The organism is Amycolatopsis australiensis (assembly GCF_900119165.1).
Classification (GTDB): Bacteria; Actinomycetota; Actinomycetes; order Mycobacteriales; family Pseudonocardiaceae; genus Amycolatopsis; species Amycolatopsis australiensis.
Genome location: NZ_FPJG01000006.1, coordinates 1,830,087 through 1,846,718 on the forward strand (window position 1 = coordinate 1,830,087; position 16,632 = coordinate 1,846,718).

At 72.7% G+C, this 16,632-nt stretch carries 18 protein-coding genes; 14 read left to right on the forward strand and 4 right to left on the reverse strand.

The features are described from left to right. Positions 1-20 precede the first annotated feature (20 nt). The 5 genes from BT341_RS10040 (at position 21) to BT341_RS10060 (ending at position 3,551) form a co-directional block, all read left to right on the forward strand. Entirely contained in the window at positions 21-482 is a 462-nt protein-coding gene (locus tag BT341_RS10040; RefSeq protein ID WP_143168868.1) for a roadblock/LC7 domain-containing protein, read from the forward strand. A 25-nt stretch (positions 483-507) separates the two neighbouring features. Next, entirely contained in the window at positions 508-1,290 is a 783-nt protein-coding gene (locus BT341_RS10045) for a DUF742 domain-containing protein (protein WP_072476020.1), read from the forward strand. Beyond that, on the forward strand, positions 1,271-1,879 hold the full coding sequence (locus BT341_RS10050) for a GTP-binding protein (protein ID WP_003085371.1): 609 nt from the start codon (positions 1,271-1,273) through the stop codon (positions 1,877-1,879). Before BT341_RS10045 ends, BT341_RS10050 begins: the two co-directional genes overlap by 20 nt. Positions 1,880-2,261: 382 nt before the next feature. Next, positions 2,262-2,678 carry a roadblock/LC7 domain-containing protein gene (locus BT341_RS10055; protein ID WP_072476021.1) on the forward strand — a complete coding sequence of 139 codons (417 nt, stop codon included), beginning with the start codon at positions 2,262-2,264 and terminating at the stop codon, positions 2,676-2,678. 6 nt (positions 2,679-2,684) lie between these two features. Continuing rightward, positions 2,685-3,551 carry a DUF742 domain-containing protein gene (locus BT341_RS10060; protein WP_072476022.1) on the forward strand — a complete coding sequence of 289 codons (867 nt, stop codon included), beginning with the start codon at positions 2,685-2,687 and terminating at the stop codon, positions 3,549-3,551. Here the strand turns inward: BT341_RS10060 and BT341_RS10065 are convergent. Then, positions 3,548-5,785, reverse strand: a complete 2,238-nt coding sequence (locus BT341_RS10065) for a helicase-associated domain-containing protein (RefSeq protein ID WP_072476023.1) — start codon at positions 5,783-5,785, stop codon at positions 3,548-3,550. The two genes, BT341_RS10060 and BT341_RS10065, sit on opposite strands and share 4 nt — an antisense overlap. Before the next feature lie 137 nt (positions 5,786-5,922). On the opposite strand from BT341_RS10065, the gene BT341_RS10070 reads away from it, so the two are divergent. The 4 genes from BT341_RS10070 to BT341_RS10085 all read left to right on the forward strand — a co-directional run bounded on the left by BT341_RS10070 (position 5,923) and on the right by BT341_RS10085 (position 9,713). Next, positions 5,923-6,108, forward strand: a complete 186-nt coding sequence (locus BT341_RS10070; RefSeq protein WP_072476024.1) for a hypothetical protein — start codon at positions 5,923-5,925, stop codon at positions 6,106-6,108. A 98-nt stretch (positions 6,109-6,206) separates the two neighbouring features. Continuing rightward, the gene (locus BT341_RS10075; protein ID WP_072476025.1) at positions 6,207-7,598 is read left to right on the forward strand and encodes an NAD-dependent malic enzyme; all 1,392 of its coding nucleotides are present in this window, start codon (positions 6,207-6,209) and stop codon (positions 7,596-7,598) included. 727 nt (positions 7,599-8,325) lie between these two features. After that, positions 8,326-8,796: a cyclic pyranopterin monophosphate synthase MoaC gene (gene moaC, locus BT341_RS10080; RefSeq protein ID WP_072476026.1), complete on the forward strand. Its 471-nt coding sequence runs from the start codon at positions 8,326-8,328 to the stop codon at positions 8,794-8,796. Continuing rightward, entirely contained in the window at positions 8,793-9,713 is a 921-nt protein-coding gene (locus BT341_RS10085; protein WP_072476027.1) for a molybdenum cofactor biosynthesis protein MoaE, read from the forward strand. Before moaC ends, BT341_RS10085 begins: the two co-directional genes overlap by 4 nt. A 103-nt stretch (positions 9,714-9,816) precedes the next feature. On the opposite strand, the gene BT341_RS10090 is transcribed toward BT341_RS10085, so the two are convergent. From BT341_RS10090 to moaA, 3 genes are all read right to left on the reverse strand, one after another. Beyond that, positions 9,817-10,455 carry a transglycosylase family protein gene (locus BT341_RS10090; protein ID WP_072476028.1) on the reverse strand — a complete coding sequence of 213 codons (639 nt, stop codon included), beginning with the start codon at positions 10,453-10,455 and terminating at the stop codon, positions 9,817-9,819. 1,076 nt (positions 10,456-11,531) lie between these two features. Continuing rightward, positions 11,532-11,792, reverse strand: a complete 261-nt coding sequence (locus BT341_RS10095; RefSeq protein ID WP_072476029.1) for a MoaD/ThiS family protein — start codon at positions 11,790-11,792, stop codon at positions 11,532-11,534. A 1-nt stretch (position 11,793) separates the two neighbouring features. Further along, positions 11,794-12,801: a GTP 3',8-cyclase MoaA gene (gene moaA / locus BT341_RS10100; protein ID WP_143168515.1), complete on the reverse strand. Its 1,008-nt coding sequence runs from the start codon at positions 12,799-12,801 to the stop codon at positions 11,794-11,796. A gap of 150 nt (positions 12,802-12,951) precedes the next feature. On the opposite strand from moaA, the gene BT341_RS10105 reads away from it, so the two are divergent. Genes BT341_RS10105 through BT341_RS10125 form a run of 5 tightly spaced genes read left to right on the forward strand, consistent with a single transcriptional unit; the run spans position 12,952 to position 16,601 of the window. Then, the gene (locus BT341_RS10105; protein WP_072476031.1) at positions 12,952-13,431 is read left to right on the forward strand and encodes a MarR family winged helix-turn-helix transcriptional regulator; all 480 of its coding nucleotides are present in this window, start codon (positions 12,952-12,954) and stop codon (positions 13,429-13,431) included. A 33-nt stretch (positions 13,432-13,464) separates the two neighbouring features. Next, positions 13,465-13,869, forward strand: coding sequence for a TOBE domain-containing protein (locus BT341_RS10110; RefSeq protein ID WP_072476032.1), 405 nt, complete (start codon positions 13,465-13,467; stop codon positions 13,867-13,869). Beyond that, positions 13,866-14,711, forward strand: a complete 846-nt coding sequence (gene modA, locus BT341_RS10115; protein WP_072476033.1) for a molybdate ABC transporter substrate-binding protein — start codon at positions 13,866-13,868, stop codon at positions 14,709-14,711. Before BT341_RS10110 ends, modA begins: the two co-directional genes overlap by 4 nt. A 58-nt stretch (positions 14,712-14,769) precedes the next feature. After that, positions 14,770-15,537 (forward strand): ABC transporter permease, encoded by a 768-nt coding sequence (locus BT341_RS10120; protein WP_072476034.1) that lies wholly within the window; start codon positions 14,770-14,772, stop codon positions 15,535-15,537. Beyond that, positions 15,534-16,601 (forward strand): sulfate/molybdate ABC transporter ATP-binding protein, encoded by a 1,068-nt coding sequence (locus tag BT341_RS10125; protein ID WP_072476035.1) that lies wholly within the window; start codon positions 15,534-15,536, stop codon positions 16,599-16,601. The genes BT341_RS10120 and BT341_RS10125 overlap by 4 nt, the downstream gene beginning before the upstream one ends. Positions 16,602-16,632 lie beyond the last annotated feature (31 nt).

The window sequence follows — 16,632 nt, forward strand, 5'->3', positions numbered from 1 at the left end:
AAGTGACACGGGCGGGTGCAATGCAGCCGGGTGGCGCCGCGCAGCCGAACGGCCAGGCGCAGGCGAAGGCGGGTAGTGCCGGCAGCTTCGCTTGGCTGATCACGGATTTCGTGCACCGGGTGCCCGGCGCGGCCCACGCGGTCGTGGTGTCGGCCGACGGCCTGCTCCTGGCGGCTTCGCGAGGGCTGCCGAAGGACCGGGCGGACCAGCTGGCGGCGGTGGCGTCGGGGCTGACCAGCCTCGCGCGCGGCGCCGCGAAGGTGTTCGAAGGTGGTCCGGTCGCGCAGACCGTGGTCGAGATGGCCAACGGCTTCCTCTTCCTCATGTCGGTTTCCGACGGTTCGTGCCTGGCGGTCCTGGGATCGCCGGAGAGCGACATCGGCCTGGTCGTCTACGAGATGACCCTGCTGGTGGAGCGGGTCGGCCAGCAGCTGACCCCGGAGATGCGGGCACAACTGCAGGGCGCGGCTGTCCGCCGCTGAGGACCCGGGAACCGAGGAGAGAGCCGTGGACGACGGGCGCTTGAGGGGCGATGGCCGGCTCGGTGACGACTTCTCCGGCGGGTGGTCCGAGCAACCGGACGACGGCCGGGAGGACTGGCAGTCGTTCCGGGAGCGGGTGGACCGGGAATGGCGGTCGCGCCGGGTGCAGGCTTCCGACAGCGACCCCGTGCGGGAACCCCCGAACTGGCTGACCGACAGCAACGCGGGCCAGGAGCCGATCCGGCCGATCCAGGCCGGTGGCGCCGACTACCGCGACCGGCTGCTCGGCGGGCCGGGGGCGGAGCTGTTCGGCGGCGGGAGCGGGCCGCTGTACGACGCGCGCGACTTCGCCGCGTACAGCACCGAGCGTGACTTCTCGCCGGGGCCGGACTCCGGTGAGTTCCCGGCGGCGCTGCCGCAGCAGGCCCACCAGGAGTACGTCGACGCGCCGCCACCGACCGAGATGGAGACCTCGGGCCTGGTCCGGCCGTACTTCCGGACGCGGGGCCGGACGAAGGCGACGCTCGACCTGGCGATCGAGGCGTTGGTGTCGACCAGCGAACAGGGCCGGATGCTCGACCGGGTCCGGGTGCCCGAGCACCGGTCGATCTGCGACCTGTGCCTCGACACGCGGTCGGTGGCCGAGGTGGCGGCGCTGCTGCGGCTGCCGCTCGGCGTGGTGCGGGTGTTGATTGGTGACGTGGCGGGCCTCGGGCTGGTGCTGGTGCACTCCAGCAACCAGACGGTGGGCGACCGCCCGAGTATCGAGTTCATGGAAAGGGTGCTCAGTGGGCTTCGGAGAATTTGACTCCGACGCGAACGCGCCGCAGGTGACGGGTCCGACCTCGTCGGCCAAGATCGTGGTCGCCGGCGGGTTCGGTTCGGGGAAGACAACGCTGGTCGGGGCGATCTCCGAGATCGACCCGCTGACCACCGAGGCCATGATGACCGAGGCGAGCGTCGGGCACGACGACACCTCGGCCACGCCCAACAAGACCACCACCACCGTGGCGATGGACTTCGGGCGCATCTCGCTGGACTCGGACCTGGTGCTGTACGTCTTCGGCACGCCGGGGCAGCACCGGTTCTGGTTCATGTGGGACGACCTCGCGGTCGGCGCCATCGGGGCGGTCGTGCTGGTGGACACGCGGCGGCTCGCCGACGCGTTCCCGTCGATCGACTTCTTCGAGAACCGGAAGCTGCCCTACGTCGTGGCCATCAACTGCTTCGACCGGCTCCTGCACCACCAGATCGAGGACGTCCGGCACGCGCTCACCATCGCGCCGTCGGTGCCGATCATGGCGTGTGACGCGCGTGAGCGCGAATCCGCCAAGCAGGTGCTGATCTCGGTCGTCCAGCACGCGATCGCGCACGATACGGCCCTGCGCGCGGGCTGAGGGTATGACACCCCGGTCCGGATGCGGCCGTTGGAGTGAACTCCGCGTGCTTCACCCACTTCGGGGAGTGCTGCCGCCGTCCGGAGGAGAAACCGGCCGCTCCGGTTCGGTAGCGTCGGGGACGGCGCCGCGGTCCCGCGCCGTCGCCAACCGGGCTGACCTGCGTGGACACCCCTCGATCGGGGGTAGCCGGGCGCGGTCGGCCCCGCCCGGCCCGGCGCGGAACGCGGCCGGGCGCACACGTAGGGTGCGCAGCGGCCGGCCGGTGGCGGACTCGACACCACCGGCGCGGCGAATACGCTTTACCGTGGCGTCGTCGACCGGCCGTGCCGGCCACTCCGGGGTGCGGCGTGCGGCGCCGCGGGAGCGAGGAGGGGCAGTAGTGACGGCATCCGGCCAGGGCACATTCGGCTGGCTCATCACGGACTTCGTGCGCCGGGTCCCCGGTGCCGCGCACGCCGTTCTGGTGTCCGCGGACGGGCTGCTCCTGGCGCCGTCGGAAGGGCTGCCGCAGGAGCGTGCCGAGCAGCTGTCCGCGGTCGCGTCCGGGCTGATCAGCCTGACGCAGGGCGCGGCGCGCTGCTTCGAGGCCGGCGGCGTCAACCAGACCGTGGTGGAGATGGAGCGCGGTTACTTGTTCCTGATGTCCGTTTCCGACGGCTCGTCGCTCGCGGTGCTGGCCGCGCCGACGTGCGACATCGGCACGGTCGCCTACGAGATGACGCTGCTCGTCGAGCGGGTCGGCCAGCAGATCACCCCCGAGCTGCGCGCGCAGCTCCAGGGCGGCGTGCGTGGGTAGGACGAGATGAGGATTTCGGGATTCGACGATCCGGACTCCAGCGGCTGGGACGCACTGCACCGCGGCACCGAGCGCGAGAGTTTCGATTCGCCCAGCAAGTTCGACATGTCGACGCTGTCGATGATCATGCCCAAGCGCAAGCCGGTCCGGCCGCAGCCGGACCCGCAGGGCTACACCGACGAGGACACCCGCGAGTGGGGCTCGTCCGACGACTCGGATCACGACGACGGGTACGACGACCGTTACGCACCGGGCGAGCCCGAGTGGCAGGACGAGGAGCGTTACGAGCCGGAGCCGCCGCCGCTGGAGCCCGCGTGGACGCCACCGCGCGGCGTGCGCCCGCCGGCGCCCCGGCACCCGGCTCCGCGGCCGGTGCAGACCACCCCGCCGTCCCGGTCGCAGCCGTCGTGGGCGCCGCCGGTCGACCCGCACGCCGGCTGGACGCCCCCGCCCGACCCGGAGACGCGCTGGATCCCCCAGCCGGAGCCGTGGGAGGAACCGGCCAGGGTGCCCACGGCCGTGCCGGTCGCGTCGGTGAACTCGCGGGTCCGCCCGTACACGCGCACCGGCGGCCGCACGCGCTCCGACCACAACCTCGCGCTGGAGGCGCTGGTCTCGACGTCCGACGACGGGCGCCGGTACCGCGGCGTCCGCTCGGTCGAGCACCGCCGGATCTGCGACCTGTGCCTGGACACGCGGTCGGTGGCGGAGATCGCCGCACATCTGCGGCTGCCGCTGGGCGTGGTGAAGGTGCTGGTCGGCGACATGGCCGACATCGGCCTCGTGCTGATCCACCAGACCGAGCTGATCCTCGGCGACCGTTCGTCGCGGGAGTTCATGGAGCGGGTGCTGGCGGGCCTGCGCGCCCTCTAGTCCTCGACGAGGGCGGCGGACGTGATGCGGTGCAGCGAGTACCGCTCGTTGTTGTCGCCTTCGAGGACCCCGCCGCCGACGCGGATCGGCCGGACGACGCGCTGGCTGGCGGTGCCGCGCGAGTCCACGAACCCGATCCACACCTCACGCCGTTCCAGGGTCGCGCGGGACAGCAGCTCCAGCGTCGCCGACGTGTCCGCGCCGCCCCCGACCGGCGCCCGCACGGCCGAACCGCGGCGCCGGGCCGAAGCCGCGTCACCGGCCCGCAGGTTCGAGACGATCCGCGCGGCCTGGTCCTCGGTCAGCACCGCCTGCTCACCCGGGCTGCGCCGGGCCGCCCTCGCCTTGGCGGGCAGCCGCCGTCCGCCGGGCCGGAGGTCGACGACCCGGCCGTCCGGGCCCTCCGCGGCGGGCGCGAACCCGGCCGCGCGCAGCCCGGCCAGCACCTCGTGCAGCGGGTCCGGGCTGACCACGACCGTCGGCGCGATCAGCCGCAGGTCGTGCTCGGCCGCGACCGGGTTGGCCAGCACCTCGGCCAGCAAGGCCTCGTCGTCGCAGCGCAGGAACGATGCGGCGACGCCGCCGCGGAGCCGTCCGTGGCGGCGGGCGACGTCGTCGATCAGGTAGCTCAGGCCCTGCGGCACCGGTGTCGCGGACTTCGCCTTGAACAGCGCGTGCAGCTCGTCCGCCGTCCGGCCGGTGTCCAGCGCGCGGCGGACCGACGCCTCGGTGACCCGGTAGACCGTCGCGTGGCCCGCCGACTCGACGTTCGCCACCGCGTCCATCTCGGCGGCCAGCTCCGGCTCCAGCGGGCCCGGCGCGACGACCGTCAGGTCGGCCTGCACCAGGACGTGGTCCACCGGCGCGGGCAGCGCGGCCAGGATGGCCTCGACCGCGCCCGGCCGGTCGTCCGCCAGCAGCGCGCGCGTCGCCGTCGTGACGCCGCCGAGGCCGACGAGCCCCAGCGCGCTCGCTTCGGCCATCGTCCAGCGGACGGTCTCGTCCCGCAGCCGCCCGCCGCGCCGCGGGGCTCGCCAGGCCAGCACCGCGACCAGCTCGTCGACGCTCTTCACGCCGGCGCCTACGGGCAGGTCGGCCAGCGCGGACAGGACCCGGCGCCGCGCGACCGGGGCCAGCGGCCGGCGCAGGTCCTCCGACAGCGGCGCGATCGGCTTGTCCTTCGCGTCGCGCCCGCCGGCCAGTCCGGGCAGCCGCGGCAGCTCCAGCCAGGCCTGGGCCAGCGTCATCCAGCGCTGCGCGGTCGGGGACGCGAGCCACGAGTCGGTCAGCGTCGTCGGCACCCACTCGGCCACGGACGCCTCGCTGTCCGCGACGAGCCCGGCGCCGACGACCAGCTCGGCCAGCAGAGTCGCCTGTGCCTCGTCGATGTCCAGGTCCTTGGCCAGCTTCTTCAGCTCGCGCACGCCGAGGCCGCCCGACTTGAGCACCGGCGGCGGCGCCGCGGACCACGAGCGCAGCAGGGCTTCGGTGTGGCGCAGGAACTCCATCGCCTCGCCGGCCGCGGCCTCGTCCACCGTGGACGGCTGGTGCGGGTGCACCGGCAGGTCGGGCTCGGTGAGCGTGCCGGGGGCGAAGACGCCGCCGCGCACGGCGATGCCGAGCTCGCGCGGCAGCTCGACGGTCTGGTCGTCGCGGCGCAGCAGCAGGCCGCGGGCGAGCAGCTTCTGCACCGGCGTTGTCGCCTTCTCGAGCGACAGGTCCAACCCGGCATCACGGGTGCGGCCGATGGGAGGTCCGGCGGCGAGGGCGTTCAGGACGCCGCGTTCGTCGTCGGACAGCTCGGCCAGACGCGCCTCGAGGTCTTCGCCCTCGAGCGCCGGCGACGACGCGCCCAGCCCGGCCGGGAACGGCCCGAGCGCCTCCCTGGCCGCGGGCGGCACGCGCAGCGCGTCGTCCGGGCCCCAGGCCAGTACCCGCGCTCGCAGCCGGGCGAGCGGCGCGGCGATGTCGGCGCCCACGAGGCCGGCGACGGCGGCCACGGGCACGGGATCGCGGTCCGCACCGGCCACCAGGCACGCTTCGAGCACGGCCAGGGTGAAGGTGTCGAGGTCTTCGCAGGCGCGCGCGACCGAGCCCGGCGTGCCGGCGCGGGTGGCCAGCACCGTGCTGTCGGAGGGCGGCGGCGTGGACAGGTCGCGTCGCGTGCGGAGCAGCTCTTCGAGCGCGCTGTCGGGCGCCGCGCGCAGCCAGTCCGCCAAGGAGGTCGCGGGCATAGAAGGCCAGGATACCGGGCGGTTGCCGGTGGCTGCCCGGGCTGAGGCAGACTGTCCACCGAGAGCTTTCGGGGGTCCGCGTGCGGCACCCCCGGCCGAGTGGTTCCGGAAGACCGAGCACGGCTGTGGAGGACGTTGTGGCCAAGGGTGAGAAGAAGCACAAGGGCATCGACCCGACCTGGCCGGGCGAGGACGGCGAGCACCCGGTGACCGAGCTCGCGTCCGACCGCCAGGGTGCGCTGTCGCCGTTCGGCGACGTGACCTTCCCGCTCGAGTCGGTGCCCTACGTGCACCCCGAGACCGAGATCAACCGCCAGCCGTAACGTTACTGGTCAGTACCGGTATCGGCCCCTCGTGAGGGCGGTCACGGGAGTAGGTTCGCTCCCGTCCCAGCCACCTTTCCCATGCGGGGGTAAGTGCCATGCCGGTTCCCGGTCCCGGATATTCGATCACCGTCCGGGTAGAGGCCCCGGCCTCGTCCACCGCGGCCGGTGACCTCACCACCGCCGTCGGGCGCGTGGGCGGCGTCCTGACCGCGTTCGACGTCGTCGAGTCGCACTCCGACTCGATCGTGGTCGACATCAGCGCCAACGCGCTGTCGGAGAACCACGCGAACGACATCACGCAGACCCTGGACTCGCTGCCGGGTGTCAAGGTCCGCAAGGTCTCCGACCGGACGTTCCTGATTCACCTCGGCGGCAAGATCGAGGTCACGCCCAAGGTCGCGCTCCGCAACCGTGACGACCTCTCCCGCGCGTACACGCCCGGCGTCGCCCGCGTCTGCCAGGCGATCGCGAACAACCCCGAGGACGCGCGCCGCCTGACGATCAAGCGCAACACGGTCGCGGTGCTCACCGACGGCTCCGCGGTGCTCGGCCTCGGCAACATCGGCCCGGCCGCCGCGCTGCCGGTGATGGAGGGCAAGGCGGCGCTGTTCAAGAAGTTCGCCGACGTCGACGCGTGGCCGGTCTGCCTCGACACCCAGGACACCGAAGAGATCATCCTGATCGCGAAGGCGCTGGCCCCGGTGTACGCGGGCATCAACCTCGAGGACATCGCCGCGCCGCGCTGCTTCGAGATCGAGAAGCGGCTGCGCGAGCAGCTCGACATCCCGGTGTTCCACGACGACCAGCACGGCACGGCGATCGTCGTCGTGGCCGCGTTGCGCAACGCCCTGCGCGTGGTCGGGAAGAACATCGAGGACTGCAAGATCGTGGTCAGCGGCGTCGGCGCGGCCGGCTCGGCGATCATCCGCCTGCTGCTGCACAAGAACCCGGGCGACATCGTCGCCGCGGACATCGACGGCATCGTCCACTCCGCCCGCGGCAACCTCGACGACAACCTGGCCTGGATCGCGTCGCACACGAACAAGCAGCAGGTCAGCGGCACCCTGCACGAGGCGCTGAACGGCGCGGACGTGTTCATCGGGGTCTCGGCGCCCAACCTGTTCGGCGCCGAGCAGGTCGCCACGATGAACAAGGACGCGGTGGTCTTCGCGCTGGCCAACCCGGACCCGGAGGTCGACCCGCTGGAGGCGCAGAAGCACGCCGCCGTCGTCGCGACCGGCCGCAGCGACTTCCCGAACCAGATCAACAACGTGCTGGCGTTCCCGGGCGTCTTCCGCGGCCTGCTCGACGCGCACGCGCACAACATCGACGACACGATGCTGCTGGCGGCGGCCGACGCGATCGCCGACGTCGTGGACAACGGCAAGCTCAACGCGTCGTTCATCGTGCCGAGCGTGTTCGACAGCGCGGTGGCGCCCGCGGTCGCCGAGGCCGTCCGGAAGGCCGTGCGGGCCGAGCAGGGCTGAGCGCTTCGGCGGACCCCGAAATCGTTCTTTCGACGGACGACCGGGGTCCCCGCCATCCCTACGCTGGGTTTCAGCTCACTTGGGGAGGCGCGAAATGCCGGCCCTCGACCGCCGTGGCGTTCCTCGCGACCGCGCCGCGGGGATGACCTTGCCGTGGCGCTGTTGGCCGTGGTCCTCGATCTGCCGTGGCACTCCTCGCGCCGCGCCGAGGCGCTGTGGGCCGTGGCCCTTGATCCGCGGCGGCTCTCCTCGCGCCGCGCCGCCGGGGCGACCTCGTCGTGGCGCTGGTGGCCGTGGTCCCGGACCTGGGCGGCATCCCTCGCGACCGCACGCACCGCCGAGGTGCCCCGAAGCCCACTCGGCCATGGCCAGGGATCGGCGGCGGAACTTCCCACGCCGCGCCGCCGACGGGACCTCGTCGAGGTCCTAGCGGCCCTGGTCCTCGACCCGCCGAGGCATCCCTCGTACCCGCACCGCCGAGGCGACCCTCCGAGGCCCAGCCGGCCATGGCCCCCGCCCCGCCGCAGCACCCCCGCGACCGCACCGCCGAGGCCACCTCGCCGAGGCCCAGCCGGCCATGGCCCCCGTCCCGCCGCAGCACTCCCGCGACCGCGCCGCCGAGGCCACCTCGCCGAGGCCTAGCCGGCCATGGCCCCCGTCCCGCCGCAGCACTCCCGCGACCGCGCCGCCGAGGCCACCTCGCCGAGGCCGGAAGTAGCCTCGTGCTGTGAGTGAACTCAGCCACGTCGACGAGACCGGTGCCGCCCGGATGGTCGATGTCTCCGGCAAGACCGCCACCGCCCGCACCGCCCTCGCGGCCGGCACCGTCCGCACCACTGCCGAGGTGCTGCGGCTCCTCGCCGCCGATGGCCTGCCCAAGGGGGATGCCCTCGCCACCGCCCGGATCGCCGGGATCATGGCCGCCAAGCGCGTGCCCGAGCTGATCCCGCTGTGCCACCAGATCGCGCTGTCCGGGGTCAAGGTCGAATTCACCCTGGGCGAGACCGAGATCGGCATCCGCGCGACCGCTAAGACCACCGACGTCACCGGTGTCGAGATGGAGGCGCTCACCGCCGTCGCCGTGGCCGGGCTGACCCTGCACGACATGATCAAGGCCGTCGATCCGGCGGCGACACTCGACGAGGTCCGCCTGCTCCGCAAGGACGGCGGCAAGACCGGAACCTGGGAGCGGCCGTGAAGCGCACCGCGCGGGTCATCGTGGCGTCCAACCGCGCCGCGAAGGGCGTCTACGAGGACAAAACGGGCCCGGTGATCGTCGCCTGGCTCGCCGATCGCGGTTATGACGTGCCCGCGCCGGTCGTCGTCGAGGACGGTGAGCCGGTGGGCGTCGCCCTGCGGGCCGCGCTGGCCGACGGGGTCGCCGTGGTGCTCACCACCGGCGGCACCGGCATCTCGCCGACCGACCGCACCCCCGACGTCACGCGCGCGGTCCTGGACCACGAGCTGCCGGGCGTCGCGGACGCGATCCGGGCGGCCGGGCTGCCGAAGGTCCCCACAGCGGTGCTCTCGCGCGGCGTGGCGGGCGTGGCTGGGCGGACCCTGGTCGTCAACCTCCCGGGCTCCACCGGCGGCGTGAAGGACGGCCTGGGGGTCCTCGACGGCATCCTCGACCACGCCGTCGACCAGCTGGCCGGCGGCGACCACCCGCGCACCCCGGCGCCGGCCTCGGCGGTCCGCGTGGCACGGGCCCTGGTGACCGAGGACGTGCTCTCGGTCGAGGAGCACGCCCGCCTGGTCGAGGACGACGCGGCGGGCGCGGTGGTGACGTTCGCGGGCGTGGTCCGCGACCACGACGGCGGCAAGGGCGTCCGCGACCTGACGTACGAGGGCCACCCGAGCGCGGGCCAGGTGATCGCCGAGGTCGTCGAGGACCTGGCGAGCCGCTGGACCGGCGTCCGGGCGGTGGCGGTCAGCCACCGCGTCGGCCCCCTGACCATCGGCGACGTCGCGCTGGCCTGCGCCGTCGCGGCCGAACACCGTGGTCAGGCGTTCTCGGCGTGCTCGGACCTCGTGGACGAGGTCAAGGCGCGCCTGCCGGTCTGGAAGCACCAGCACTTCACCGACGGCACGGACGAGTGGGTCAACTCGCCCTGAGCCGCGCGGGAAACGCGCAAGCCCTCCACCGCCCGGGGGATCGGCGGTGGAGGGCTTGAGCTGTCACGGCTCGAGGCCGGACATACGCATCACTGCGCGATCGTCACTTGGTGGCGATCTTCTGGCCGACGAGGATCAGGTCCGCGTTCGGGATGTACTTCGCGTTCAGCTCCTGCAGCTTCTGGTAGCCGCCCTGGACGTTGAACTTCTGGGCGATCTTCGACAGCGTGTCGCCCGCCACGACGGTGTAGTCACCGGCCGGGTTGGAGCTGCTCACGCCGGTCACCGCGGGGGCCGGAGCCGCCGCCTGCTTGGGGGCGGTGTCCTTCTTCGGCGCCGTGGTCGACTTCTTGGGCGCGGTCGTGGTCTTGTGCGTGGCCTTCGGGGCCGACGAGCCGCCGCCCTTCTTGCCACAGACCGGCCACGCGCCGATGCCCTGACCCTGCAGGACGCGCTCGGCCACGGCGATCTGCTGCTCGCGGGACGCGCCCTGCGGGCTGCCGGTGCCGCCGTAGGCCTTCCAGGTGCTCTGCGTGAACTGCAGGCCGCCGTAGTAGCCGTTGCCGGTGTTGGTGTTCCAGTTGCCGCCGCTCTCGCACTGCGCGATCGCGTCCCAGTTGGTCGCCGACGCGGGGGTCGCGGCGATCGCGAGGGGAGCGCCGACCGCGATGCCCGCGATGGCGACGCGAGCGACGGTGCGGGTGGCAGCGGACATCTTGCGGTGCTTGCCTCGGTAAGACATTTGGATGCTTCTCGGTTTTCCTGCGCCTACGAGCCGGTGCTGAGGGTCAGGATCGGGGTCCTGGCGCCGGCCCTCTCAGGCCGGCAGACGAGTCCGACGCACGGCGCGTCTTCGTCGTCCCCTCGTCCCTGTCCGGAAATGCTTTCGCTCGGGGTATGGGTCCGGGGATCCGTCGGACAGGGCTAGGCGCTACGGATTCCCGGTGTTGCTCGGCTGGTCGGGGCCAACCGAAAAGCGACGGTACGTAACGAGAGCCGTGATCGGAAATTATTCGGGGCGTGACCTACGTCACAGTAACGGCACGCAACCCCCGTCGATACCGGTGTTTCCGCAGGTCAGCGGGCCGTTATCTGGCCGTTTCCTGGCCGAGATAAAACACGCATCGTGAGGCTTGCATCACGTGTTTTGCGTAGCGAATGGACCATTCGCGTCGCCCGGCCGGCGATTGAAGCGCGCATCTTAAGACGGGTCGCGGCACTTCGCCAGACTTGACAACTGTGCCCCAGATGCCCCATCAGTCACAGCAGTCCCACCTCTTCGTGGGGTTTGGTGCCACCTCCGAAGCCATCATGGGGCCGGTCGCTGCCGATATGTGGCAACACACCGCAACGGACCAGGAGAAATGGGTCACTGGATGGCGTGGGGAAGGACGGCGATCAGCTTCTCGCGAACGCCCCGAGTAGGGGACGCGCCACGCCGAGGGCCGGTTGGGCGGTCGGCGAGCGGCGGGTGGCGGTACACGAACGGTCGGCGGGTGTACAGACGAGGCGAACTGGCGTCCCCGGACGGGCGGTTCACGCGCCGGGCCGTCGGCCGGCGTGTCGGGGTGTTCGCTGGCGTGTCGCGAGGCTGGGCTGGCGTGCTCGAAGCTGCGGGCTCGCGGCTCGGCGGCCGGCTCGCGTGTCCGAGGTCCGGCCGGCGCACTGGCCGGTCGGCTCGCGCGCGGAGGGCGCCTGGCGGGGGTGGGCTCGCGGGCCCCGGCGGTCGGCCCGCGTACCTGTGCGGACCACATAGACGCCAGGCGGACTCAACGTGATCAGGTGAGCACGATCCGTCACCGGACGCGCGGCCGTCCCTCAGCCGCCGGCGAAGGGCGGCAGCACGTCCAGCTCCGCGCCATCCGTCAGCGGGCGCGTGAGGTTGCGGACCGCCACACCGTCGAGCAGGTAGCTGGCCGCGTCGAGGACGCGCGGCAGGCCCTCGGGGTGCAGCCGGCGCAGCTCGGCCACCGCGTCTGCGACCGTCGCGCCCGATGGCAGCTGGACCTTCTCCTCCTCCGCGCCCGCCGCGGCTCGGGCCGACGCGAAGTACCGCACCACGATGGTCAGCGTTGCCATCTCAACCGCCGATCGCGCTCATCGGCCGGATCGGCTGTGCGAACCCGGCGTCGTTGATCTCGTGTCCCGCGAGCTTGCCCCACATCGTCGCGCGCCAGGCGTCGGCAATCTCTTCATCGCGCGCGCCCGCGCGCGCGAGGGAGCGCAGGTCCGTCTCGTCGTTGCTGAACAGGCAGGAACGCACCGCGCCGTCCGCCGTCAGCCGGGTGCGCTCGCACGCCGCGCAGAACGGGCGCGTCACCGACGCGATCACGCCCACGTCTCCCGGGCCGCCGTCGACCAGCCAGCGCTCCGCCGGTGCCCCGCCCCGCGCCGCCGGGAACGGCGTCAGCGTGAACGACTCGCCCAGCATCTCCAGGATCTCCGCCGCCGTGATCATCTCGCCGCGGTTCCAGCCGTGCTGGGCGTCCAGCGGCATCTGCTCGATGAACCGCAGGTGGTAGCCCTCGTCGAGGCAGAACTTCAGCAGTGGCACGGCATCGGTCTCGTTGAGCCCGCGGATCAGCACGGCGTTGACCTTCACCGGCGACATGCCCGCGTCGCGCGCCGCCGCCAGGCCCGCCAGCACGTGCGAAAGCCGGTCGCGGCGGGTGATCTTGACGAACGTCCCGGGGTCGACCGTGTCGAGCGAGACGTTGATCCGGGCCAGGCCCGCCGCCGCCAGCCCGGCCGCGCGCTTGGCGAGGCCGATCCCGTTGGTGGTCATGGACAGCCGGGGCCGCGGTGTCAACGCCGTGATCCGCGCGACGAGGTCCTCGAGACCCGGGCGCAGCAGCGGTTCCCCGCCGGTGAGCCGGATGTCGGTGACACCGAGCATCTCGACGGCGATCCGCATCAGCCGGACCAGCTCGTCGTCGGTCAGCACCTGCTCGCCCGGCATCCAGTCGAGGCCCTCCGCGGGCATGCAGTACGTGCAGCGCAGGTTGCACCGGTCCGTGAGGGAAACCCGCAGATCGGTGGCGACCCGGCCGAAGGTGTCGATGAGGTGCGGGTTCTCGGGCCGGGGCACGCGAGACGAACCTCGTGTGCCGGGAACACGAGGAAACCCGAGATCCACTGCAGTCATTACGCACAGGGTAGCTCCGGAACGCGCGAAGTAACCCTGCCCAGTAGGATCGTTTGCCGAGTGAGTGGTTCAGTTGCCGAACTAAGAGGGCCTGTGACGGAAAAGACTTACCCGGTCACCGAAGAGGAGCTCTTCCGCTTCGCGGAATTGGGTCGCGCGGGTAGCACGTTCACCGTCCTCCGGCACGCCAGGATCGCCGAGCGGATGGGCCTGTCCGGTACCGACCACAAGGCGTTCGACCTGGTCATCCAGGCCGGAGAACCGCTGACGGCCGGCCGGATCGCCGAGCTGACCGGCCTGTCGACCGGCGCGGTCACCGGGGTCATCGACCGGCTGGAGAAGGTCGGGCTGGTCCGCCGGGTCCGCGATCGCGAGGACCGCCGCAAGGTCCTCGTCGAGGTCGTGCCCGGGGCCGAAGAGCGCTTCCGGCCGCTCTTCCAGTCGGCCTTCGACGCGCTGCGCGAGACACTCGCGCAGTTCTCCCCGGCCGAGCGAAAAGCCATCGAGCGTTATCAGAATGTCATCCTCGAACAGCTGCGCGCCGAAGTCATGGACAATTCGCGCCCCGCGTAGCTTTTCCTCAACTGCGGAGATAATGTCTGCGGCATGCCGCAATTTCGGTTGTCCGAGGCCGCGCGCCTGCTCGGCGTCAGCGACGACACGGTCCGGAGGTGGGTGCGCGCGGGGCAGCTGACCGCGACCGACGACGCCGCCGGCCGCAAGGTCGTCGACGGTGCCCAGCTGGCGGGGTTCGCCAGGGCGCAGGCCACCGGCCCCGACGACCCGTCGACGGTGGGGCGCTCGGCTCGCAACAGGTTCGTCGGCCTGGTCACCGAGGTCATCGCCGACAAGGTGATGGCGCAGGTGGAACTGCAGTGCGGGGCACACCGCGTGGTGTCCCTGATGAGTACGGAAGCCGTCCGCGAGCTGGGGCTGCGCCCGGGGGTGCTCGCGGTCGCGGTGGTCAAGGCGACCACTGTCGTGGTGGAAACACCGGAAGGAAGTCGATGAAGAAGCTCGGTTTTCGGGGGTTCGGGTGGCGAAGCCCCCGGCTCGCTCTCGCCGTCGCGGCCGTCGCCCTGTTCGCGGGCGCGTGCAGCAGCTCGGACGAGCCCAGCACGCAGCCCGGTGCGTCGGTCACCGCGCCTGCGCCCAAGGGGGCAGGCAACTCCGGCACCGGCACGCTCACCGTGTTCGCCGCCGCGTCCCTCACCGAGTCGTTCACCGCGCTCGGCAAGGAGTTCGAGGCCCAGCACCCCGGCGTCGCCGTGAAGTTCAGCTTCGCGGGCTCGTCCGGCCTGGTCCAGCAGCTGACCAACGGCGCGAAGGCCGACGTCTTCGCCTCGGCCGACCAGGCCACCATGGACAAGGCCGTCCAGGGCGGCGTGATCGACGGCCAGCCGACGGTGTTCGCGACCAACAAGCTCGCCATCGCCGTCGCGCCCGGCAATCCGAAGGGCATCAAGTCCTTCGCCGACCTGAACAAGCCCGGCCTGACCGTGGTCACCTGCGCACCGCAGGTGCCGTGCGGCGCGGCCACGCAGAAGGTCGAGCAGAGCACCGGCGTCACGCTCAAGCCGAAGAGCGAGGAGCAGGACGTCAAGCAGGTGCTGAACAAGGTCGCCTCCGGTGACGCCGACGCGGGCCTGGTGTACGTCACCGACACGACCTCCGCGGCGGGCAAGGTCGACAAGGTCGACTTCCCCGAGGCCGGGCAGGCGGTCAACAGCTACCCGATCGCCGCGGTCAAGGGCGGGCAGGCCGCGCTGGCGCACCAGTTCGAGGAGTTCGTCCTCGGCAGCGAAGGCAAGACCGAGCTGGCGAAGGCCGGGTTCGGCGCTGCGCAGCAGTAGGCGGGTCGCGAGCGGCCGTCCGGGTGCGCGCCCGGCCGGCCGCTCGCGCGTCCCGTGGGTGCTCGCCGTCCCCGCGACGCTCGCGCTGGCCCTGGTGGTCCTGCCGGTCGTCGGGCTGCTGGTGCGCACCGACCTCACGCGGCTGCCGGGCCTGATCGGCACGCCGTCGTCGTGGCACGCGCTGCGCCTGTCGCTCGTCACCGCGGCGCTGTCCACGCTGGCCTGCGTGCTGCTCGGCGTGCCGCTGGCCGTCGTGCTCGCGCGGGCCCGGTTCCGCGGGGTGCGGCTCCTGCGGTCGATCGTGCTGCTCCCGCTCGTGCTGCCGCCGGTCGTCGGCGGCCTCGCGCTGCTCTACCTCCTCGGCCGCAAGGGCTTCCTCGGCATCCTGATCACCACCCTGACCGGCGAATCGGTGCCGTTCACCACGACGGCGGTCGTGATCGCGCAGACGTTCGTCGCGATGCCGTTCCTCGTGGTCAGCCTCGAAGGCGCGCTGCGCGGCGCCGGCGACCGCTACGAGCAGGTCGCCGCGACACTCGGCGCGCGCCCCTGGACGGTCTTCCGGCGCGTCACGCTGCCGCTGCTGCTGCCCGCGCTCGGCTCCGGCGTCGTCCTCAGCTTCGCCCGCGCGCTCGGCGAGTTCGGCGCGACGATCACCTTCGCCGGCAGCCTCGAAGACGTCACCCGCACCCTGCCGCTCGAGGTCTACACGCAGGCCGAAGTGGACGTCGACAGCGCGGTGGCGCTCGCGTTGCTGCTGATCGTCGTCGCGATCGTCGTCATCGCCGTCGCCCGGCCGCGGTCGTGGGAAGGCGGCCTGCGGTGAGCCTGGCCGCCCGGATCGAGGCCGTCCGCGGCTCGTTCCACCTCGACGTGGACCTCGACGTGCCGTCCGGGACGGTCCTGGCGCTGCTGGGCCCGAACGGCTCGGGCAAGTCGACGGTGCTGGGCTGCCTCGCCGGGCTCGTCACGCCGTCGTCGGCGGAGATCACCGTGGCCGGGCGCGCGCTGGCCGGCGTGCCGCCACACCGCCGCGGGATCGGGCTGCTGTCGCAGGACGCGCTGCTCTTCCCGCACCTGTCGGCGGCGGAGAACGTCGCGTTCGCGCCGCGCTCGACCGGCGCCGGCCGCCGTGCCGCGCGGGAGCGTGCCTACTACTGGCTGGCCGAAGTGGACGCCGTCGCGCTGGCCGACCGGCGGCCGGGACAGCTCTCCGGCGGGCAGGCCCAGCGCGTCGCCATCGCCAGGGCGCTGGCCGCCGAGCCGGACCTGCTGCTGCTCGACGAGCCGTTCGCCGCGCTCGACGTCGACGCCGCCCCGGCGATCCGCGGCCTGCTGCGGCGGGTGCTCAAGACCGGCCCGACAACCGTGCTCGTCACCCACGACCCCCTGGACGCGCTCGCCCTCGCCGACCACGTCGCGGTGCTGAACGACGGCCGGATCGTCGAACGCGGCCCGACCCGCGAAGTGCTGGCCACCCCGCGGACGGCGTTCACCGCGCGGATCGCCGGGCTCAACCTCGTCGCCGGCACCGCGGTGCCGACGGGCCTGCGGACGGCGTCCGGCGAGGTGGTGGCGGGCATCCCGGCGGCCGACGTGGTGCCGGGGGAGCCCGCGGTGGCGGTGTTCCCGCCGAACGCGGTCGCCGTCTACCCGCACGACGGCGAGCACCGCGGCAGCCCGCGCAACACCGCCGACGGCGTCGTCGCGGCCCTGGAACCGCACGGGCCGGTGATCCGCCTGCGAGCCGAGGGCGACGGCTGGGCGCACGGCCTGACCGCCGACCTCACCCCGGCCGCCGTGGCCGAGCTCGCCCTGGAGCCCGGCTCGGCGGTGACGCTGTCGGTGAAGGCCGCGACCGTGGCGATCCACCCGGCCGCGGCCTCCTGACCCCAGACCCGTCGTGAGTGAGAAACAGGGT

Bases quoted from the DNA above. Each gene is read 5' to 3' on its own strand.
- BT341_RS10040 (WP_143168868.1), top strand. From the start codon at position 21: ATGCAGCCGGGTGGCGCCGCGCAGCCGAACGGCCAGGCGCAGGCGAAG.
- BT341_RS10060 (WP_072476022.1), top strand. From the start codon at position 2,685: ATGAGGATTTCGGGATTCGACGATCCGGACTCCAGCGGCTGGGACGCA.
- BT341_RS10065 (WP_072476023.1), bottom strand. From the start codon at position 5,785: ATGCCCGCGACCTCCTTGGCGGACTGGCTGCGCGCGGCGCCCGACAGC.
- BT341_RS10075 (WP_072476025.1), top strand. From the start codon at position 6,207: ATGCCGGTTCCCGGTCCCGGATATTCGATCACCGTCCGGGTAGAGGCC.
- BT341_RS10090 (WP_072476028.1), bottom strand. From the start codon at position 10,455: ATGTCTTACCGAGGCAAGCACCGCAAGATGTCCGCTGCCACCCGCACC.
- BT341_RS10095 (WP_072476029.1), bottom strand. From the start codon at position 11,792: ATGGCAACGCTGACCATCGTGGTGCGGTACTTCGCGTCGGCCCGAGCC.
- BT341_RS10110 (WP_072476032.1), top strand. From the start codon at position 13,465: ATGCCGCAATTTCGGTTGTCCGAGGCCGCGCGCCTGCTCGGCGTCAGC.
- modA (WP_072476033.1), top strand. From the start codon at position 13,866: ATGAAGAAGCTCGGTTTTCGGGGGTTCGGGTGGCGAAGCCCCCGGCTC.